This window comes from Sphingomonas sp. S-NIH.Pt3_0716 (assembly GCF_003950715.1).
Lineage (GTDB): Bacteria > Pseudomonadota > Alphaproteobacteria > Sphingomonadales > Sphingomonadaceae > Sphingobium > Sphingobium yanoikuyae_A.
Genome location: NZ_QLJK01000073.1, coordinates 1 through 5,348, shown reverse-complemented (window position 1 = coordinate 5,348; position 5,348 = coordinate 1). Strand labels below are relative to the sequence as shown.

The window sequence follows — 5,348 nt, the reverse complement described above, 5'->3', positions numbered from 1 at the left end:
CCCGATGGCGCCGTCTGGTCCGCGACTACGAAAAGCGCATCGACGTCTCACAGGCGATGATCCTCGTCGCCATGGGTGGAAACCTACTACGCCGAAACGCTCATCCCTGATTTTCCAAACGGACTCTTACATCATCATCCACTACGATACCCCTCGGATGAGGGGCAAAACATAGACAGATCAGCAGCTACGAAAATGTGGGGAGGTTTTGGCGCTTACCGAACGAGTGATCGTTGGCAGGAAATGGCTGTGTTCGTGCGCGTGGCCGAGAGGGGCAGTTAACAGTCTGTGCTTGGGACACGAATTTTCGGCGTTGATTGGCCAGTAGAGCCGACTTGAGAAATGGCTCAGCCGATCTAATCCAAACGAGGGGAGCCCGCAGGCTCCCCAAAGAAGTCATCCCCAGGCTTTCGCCATCAAGCGCTCTAGCCGCTCGGCAAACGCCCGCGAGTCAACCGGCGCCTCCCCTTCGGCTATTCGGGCTTCATCAAGCAGAAGGAACGCCAGATCCCGTCGCTCTTCCTCATCGCCACTCGCATGCCCCAGCTTCGCGATGAGCGCATGGCCGGCATTCACCTCCAGAATGGGCTTCGCTCGCTCCGGCGCACGGCCGGCAGCGGCCAGCATCCTGTCCAGTTGGAGATCCATGGCATTGTCCGCTGCAACGATGCAGACCGCGCTGCTAGTCAATCGGTCCGAAATGCGAACATCTGACACCTGATCTGCCAAAGCCTTCTTTGCAAAGGTAATAAAGCTATTGGCTTCCTCGCTGGGCGTTGCAGCGTTGCTGGTCCCGTCGGCCAGGGGGATGAGGCTCAGGTCAGCAGCACCCTGCGTGACAGACTTGAAGGGTTTGCCCTCATAATCGACGCCTATCGTCGTCCAGAAACTATCGACTTGATCGGGAAGGAGCAGAACCTCGATGCCACGCGCCTTGAAGCCTTCAATCTGTGGGGACTGAGCGAGCCGATCCAGATCGTGTCCGGTCGCATAGTAGATCGCTGTCTGATTTTCTTTCAGGGCACTCACATAGTCCTTGAGCGAACGCCATGCGCCATCGGACATCGTGCTCTTAAATCGCGCGAGGCCCAATAGCGCTTCGCGACGTTCGAAATCTTCGTAAAGACCCTCCTTCAACACCGATCCGAAATTTTCCCAGATCGCAGCATATCGCTCTGGCTCGCTGGTTGAAAGCTTGTCCAGCTCGGAGAGAATGCGATTGCTTATGCCCTTTTGAATGGCAGACAGAACCGGGCTGTCTTGGATCATCTCGCGCGACATGTTGAGGGGCAAGTCGGCGGAATCGACAAGGCCGCGTACGAAGCGTAGATAGCGCGGTAGAATCTCCGCTTCGTCGGTGATGAATACCCGGCGGACATAGAGCTTGATACGGCCCTTGCGATCCGGGTCAAACAGGTCGAAAGGCTTTGTTTCGGGGATGAAGATCAAAACAGAATATTCGTGCCGCCCTTCTGCTCGATAATGTAGCGTCAGCGCTGGTTTGTCGAATTGCCCTGCTACACCTCGATAGAAATCGGCATAATTTTCCTCACTGATGTCGGACTTCGCCTTGGTCCACAGCGCGACGCCGTCGGCAACCTGGTTCGGTTCATCCTCGCTGCCCGCTTCCTGAAGGAAGATAGGAACCGGGACATGACCCGATTGCGCTTTAATAATCCGCTCAACGGTGAAGCGCTCGGCATAGGTCCGGGCATCGTCGAGCAGGTGCAACGCGACGCGCGTGCCGCGCGCGGGCGCTGCGGCAGGATCGGCCGGCGCAATCGTGTAAGTACCCAGCCCATCGGAGGACCAGATCGCGGCATCATCCTCTCCGGCACGGCGAGAAGCAACCTCGACTTTACCGGCCACCATGAACGCAGAATAGAAGCCCACACCAAACTGGCCTATAAGCTGCTGCCCCTCGCCATTCTTATCCGCGGTAAGCTTGTCCATGAACGCCTTGGTGCCCGACCGCGCAATGGTGCCCAGTGTATCACCCATATCGGCGGCGGTCATGCCGATGCCGTTATCCTCGATCACAAGCGTGCCGGCTTCCTTGTCCAGCCTGATATTGATGCGAGATTGAGGATCTTCGCCCAACAGAGCCGGATTGGAGATCGCCTCATAACGCAGCTTTTCGCAAGCATCGGCAGCATTGGATATAAGTTCGCGCAGGAAAACGTCTCGGTCGGAATAGACCGAGTGGACCATCATGTGCAGAAGCTTGGAAACGTCTGCCTCGAAGGCCCGCGTTTCAGGGGCGGTAACGGTGTCAATTGTCATCGTCTCTCTGGCTCACATTTGTAATTTTGCGCGCGACAGATGGATCGAAACCTTGTGGTGTTCAAGAGGTGGAGTCGGCCATTCGAACACGATGACGGGCCGCGCTCATTTAACAAATCAATGCGTGGATTGACGATGGAGAAATGCCAGTTGGCACGTGATAACTAAGATCGGCCGGAAGGACGGCGTCAAAGCATCGATTCCGCGCAAGGGTGAGCAAATATCTATCATTTAAACTCGCTTGCGTCTGAAATCGCCGGCTGCGGAAGCTATCGCATCAAGCCCACGAGCGCAGCGAACATCGCTCCGCAAAGGATGCCTAGAGCCAGAACGCCATCAGCCTCGAAAAACGATGTAATAGTTTCTGGGCGGCGCAATGCTTATTTATCCAATGATCGGTTTGTATGAAACGAAGTTCTCGTAGATCGTTGCGCGGATCAGTGGCGGCTTTGAGGGGTCATCTGCGACGATGTCCACCTGTCGTCAAGCAACCTCCCCGGGTTGATACGACGGTCGCATACCGCTGTTCGGACGTGGTCAGGGCGGGAGAACAGAAATATCCCAATGAACGATCGGTCGTGAAAACGAAGGTGGGTTCGCTCGTCTCGAGTAGCCGCCTGATTACCCAGGCAATCACCAAGAGGGTATCTTACATCATGGAACAAGGTCGCGTGCTTTCATCTCTTCAATGACCTCGCGTTCATAATCGGAGAGATTTTCGGGGTCTGCATTGTTCCAGATCGCGATTAGGCTGGCATCGTCAAGGTCGCAGACATCCGGCATCAAGTCTCTCCTGGCGCAGCGATGCGGTCACCGGTCGCCACCTTCGTATCAAGAAATCGTCGACGCTGCTCAGGAGTTCCGGACCGAGGAAATCGGGAAACATTTTGTCATGATCGCGGAGTCGACAGTCGTGCCCTTAGTGAAGTTTGGCGAGGGTTACCCCGCTCAACACGCGCCAATGCAACGCGGAGTTTCGTGTGGCTTTTTGGAAGTAGGCCAAGACGGTGATTTGCCAATCCGTTAGCAACGAAAGTCACTCGAAACCTGTCTCTCAACAGAGACTTAAACACGTGAACCCAACCATCTCAATGGAACCTTGCACTAGCATTGCTTGCCTAGCGCCGCGTGGACCGCCGGCGTGATTGTATAGACTGCCTCGCGCTGTGCTCCACGATTGCAATGGTCGACGCGGTAGCCCTGGTAGTGACGACGCACAAGGCCCGCTCGCACCAAGTCCGATACGGCACGACTGACATTGGTCCGCCCGGAATGAAGCAGTCGCTCGCGCACCTCATCAGCGATCAGCCGCTCGGCTGCATCCTCATTGGGCGGTAGCAACCCTTTGCGGTTAAGGTCGCTGCGAACCTGATCGACGACAGCTCGGCGCCGGGCATCGCGCTGCGCCATGGGCAATAGGGCGTTGCTCAACCAGTCGCGCACCGGGATTGCGCGTCCCTTGTCCTCGACATATGGTCCCGCGCTGTTCGATCCGCCCGCTGCCCGTGCGATCAAGTTCAGAACCATGAACGTGTAACGTGGCCGGGCGGAAACGCAGGCAAGGCGTTCCAGAACTGCAGGAAGATCGAGATGTTCGTCATTTGTCGACGTCTTGCGTGCTGGCACGACGCGCAGCGTGGGGTTGTCCGCTGGAGGAGCCTCGCTCTCAGCGGCCGTATCCTCAGTGAAGAGATCCGGCTGAAACATGAAAGAATCCAAGCATAGTGCGAACGAAAAGTGAATCCCCTTTGTCGCTTCCCCATGCTTTAATCACCAGTGACACTTTATCCAGCGCCATAGGTAAAGTGTCAGCCATGATACCGCGAAATCATCTAGCAGCACTATGTAATCAGGCAGACCATGGCGCATTTCGAGCTGACTGATTGATATTCACGCGCGCGGTCCAGCATTCATTGCTGCCTGGAGAGCAGAAGCTAATCCACAAGACACAGGCTGCCATCCTTGCCCGGTTTGTCACGTGAGCAAGAAGTTCAGTAAGACTGAGTGACGGAATGAAAAAAGGGAGAATGAAGCCCGGCTCAGTGGTGCGGCTCCCCAATCTGAAAGTGATGAATGTGACATACTCCCATGCATGCGCCCCCAATGGGGGATCGCAAACCCCTCCGTTCGTTCGTAGTTCGGTGCAGCGAGCCATGATGAGCGTCGCCCGCGATATCGGCGCACCGATCGATCTCAATCCCAGCCGACGCTTGTCCGGCACCGAAGGCATGTTGTTTCTGGAGCAGGCCAATCTTTTGATAGCGAGCACAAACGTTTCCGGGTCAGATACCCACGATAGGTTGGCTCGGATGGGAGATAGTCATGGGCTAGACCTTCTGCTCCTGCGTTCCGGGGCGTGGCCACAGAGCCTCGACATTGATTTTTACAGAAGCCGGGAATGGCTGGTAGACTATCGGCCTGCCTGGTTCGACGACAAGCTGTGGTTCATGCCGATGCTCGAGGATCGCCAGTCCGGCGTCAGGGCTTCTACCGAAGGGCTAATCCTGTTTCCCTGTACCAGCCAGAAAATGCTGCTCTTTGCCGGAAGGCGGGCGGCATGACTGCGCGAAGAGACGTTCAGGTTCGGCGCCTGCCGCATATGTTCCGAATATTAAAGACGATCCGCCTTGTCGCGATCCGCTGTTATGGGACAAATGATGGAATAGGGACCTTCGTTCCCACAGCAGTTCTCGAGGAGCTCAAGCCGACAGGAAATGCGGCGACCAGGCATGAGCTGTTCGTGCCCAACTTATACGCTAGCTTAAATACGCAGCTTTCCTATCTGCTTGGACGCTAAGACGATCGGCCTGAATCTATTTTGAAAACCGCATTGGGCCAGTCTATAACTGAGTTACCAGCAGAGCGGTCGCTCCACGTGAGCTGGGAAAAAATGCGGCATGGATCCTGAACTATTTCGTGCGTGAACTGCAACTTGCCGTGTGAACCGCCCCGGCTTTCCCGGAGGCTCCAATTTGTGGGAAGGAGCTTTCTTTATGAGCAAGACCCGGAACAAGTTTTCTCCTGAAGTCCGCGAACGCGCGGTGCGCATGGTTGGCGAGCATCGC

Annotated in this window: 4 protein-coding genes and 1 pseudogene; 2 read left to right on the top strand and 3 right to left on the bottom strand. The window is 56.0% G+C overall.

From position 1 onward, the window contains the following. Nucleotides 1-110: pseudogene (locus tag BRX37_RS25810) on the top strand (IS5/IS1182 family transposase); the annotation flags it as partial. A 286-nt stretch (nucleotides 111-396) separates the two neighbouring features. On the opposite strand, the gene htpG reads toward BRX37_RS25810, so the two are convergent. The 3 genes from htpG to BRX37_RS25800 form a co-directional block, all read right to left on the bottom strand. Further along, nucleotides 397-2,283: a molecular chaperone HtpG gene (htpG, locus tag BRX37_RS25805; protein ID WP_017503637.1), complete on the bottom strand. Its 1,887-nt coding sequence runs from the start codon at nucleotides 2,281-2,283 to the stop codon at nucleotides 397-399. Nucleotides 2,284-2,937: 654 nt separating this feature from the next. Next, nucleotides 2,938-3,066 (bottom strand): hypothetical protein, encoded by a 129-nt coding sequence (locus BRX37_RS27535; RefSeq protein WP_017503785.1) that lies wholly within the window; start codon nucleotides 3,064-3,066, stop codon nucleotides 2,938-2,940. Between the two features lie 321 nt (nucleotides 3,067-3,387). Next, nucleotides 3,388-3,990, bottom strand: a complete 603-nt coding sequence (locus BRX37_RS25800; RefSeq protein ID WP_169863496.1) for a hypothetical protein — start codon at nucleotides 3,988-3,990, stop codon at nucleotides 3,388-3,390. 446 nt (nucleotides 3,991-4,436) lie between these two features. Between BRX37_RS25800 and BRX37_RS25795 the strand changes: the two genes are divergently transcribed. Next, the gene (locus BRX37_RS25795) at nucleotides 4,437-4,844 is read left to right on the top strand and encodes a hypothetical protein (RefSeq protein ID WP_125990298.1); all 408 of its coding nucleotides are present in this window, start codon (nucleotides 4,437-4,439) and stop codon (nucleotides 4,842-4,844) included. Nucleotides 4,845-5,348: the final 504 nt, after the last annotated feature.

Coding starts and splice junctions, on each gene's coding strand:
- BRX37_RS25800 (WP_169863496.1), bottom strand. CDS start 3,990: ATGTTTCAGCCGGATCTCTTCACTGAGGATACGGCCGCTGAGAGCGAG.
- BRX37_RS25795 (WP_125990298.1), top strand. CDS start 4,437: ATGATGAGCGTCGCCCGCGATATCGGCGCACCGATCGATCTCAATCCC.
- BRX37_RS27535 (WP_017503785.1), bottom strand. CDS start 3,066: ATGCCGGATGTCTGCGACCTTGACGATGCCAGCCTAATCGCGATCTGG.
- htpG (WP_017503637.1), bottom strand. CDS start 2,283: ATGACAATTGACACCGTTACCGCCCCTGAAACGCGGGCCTTCGAGGCA.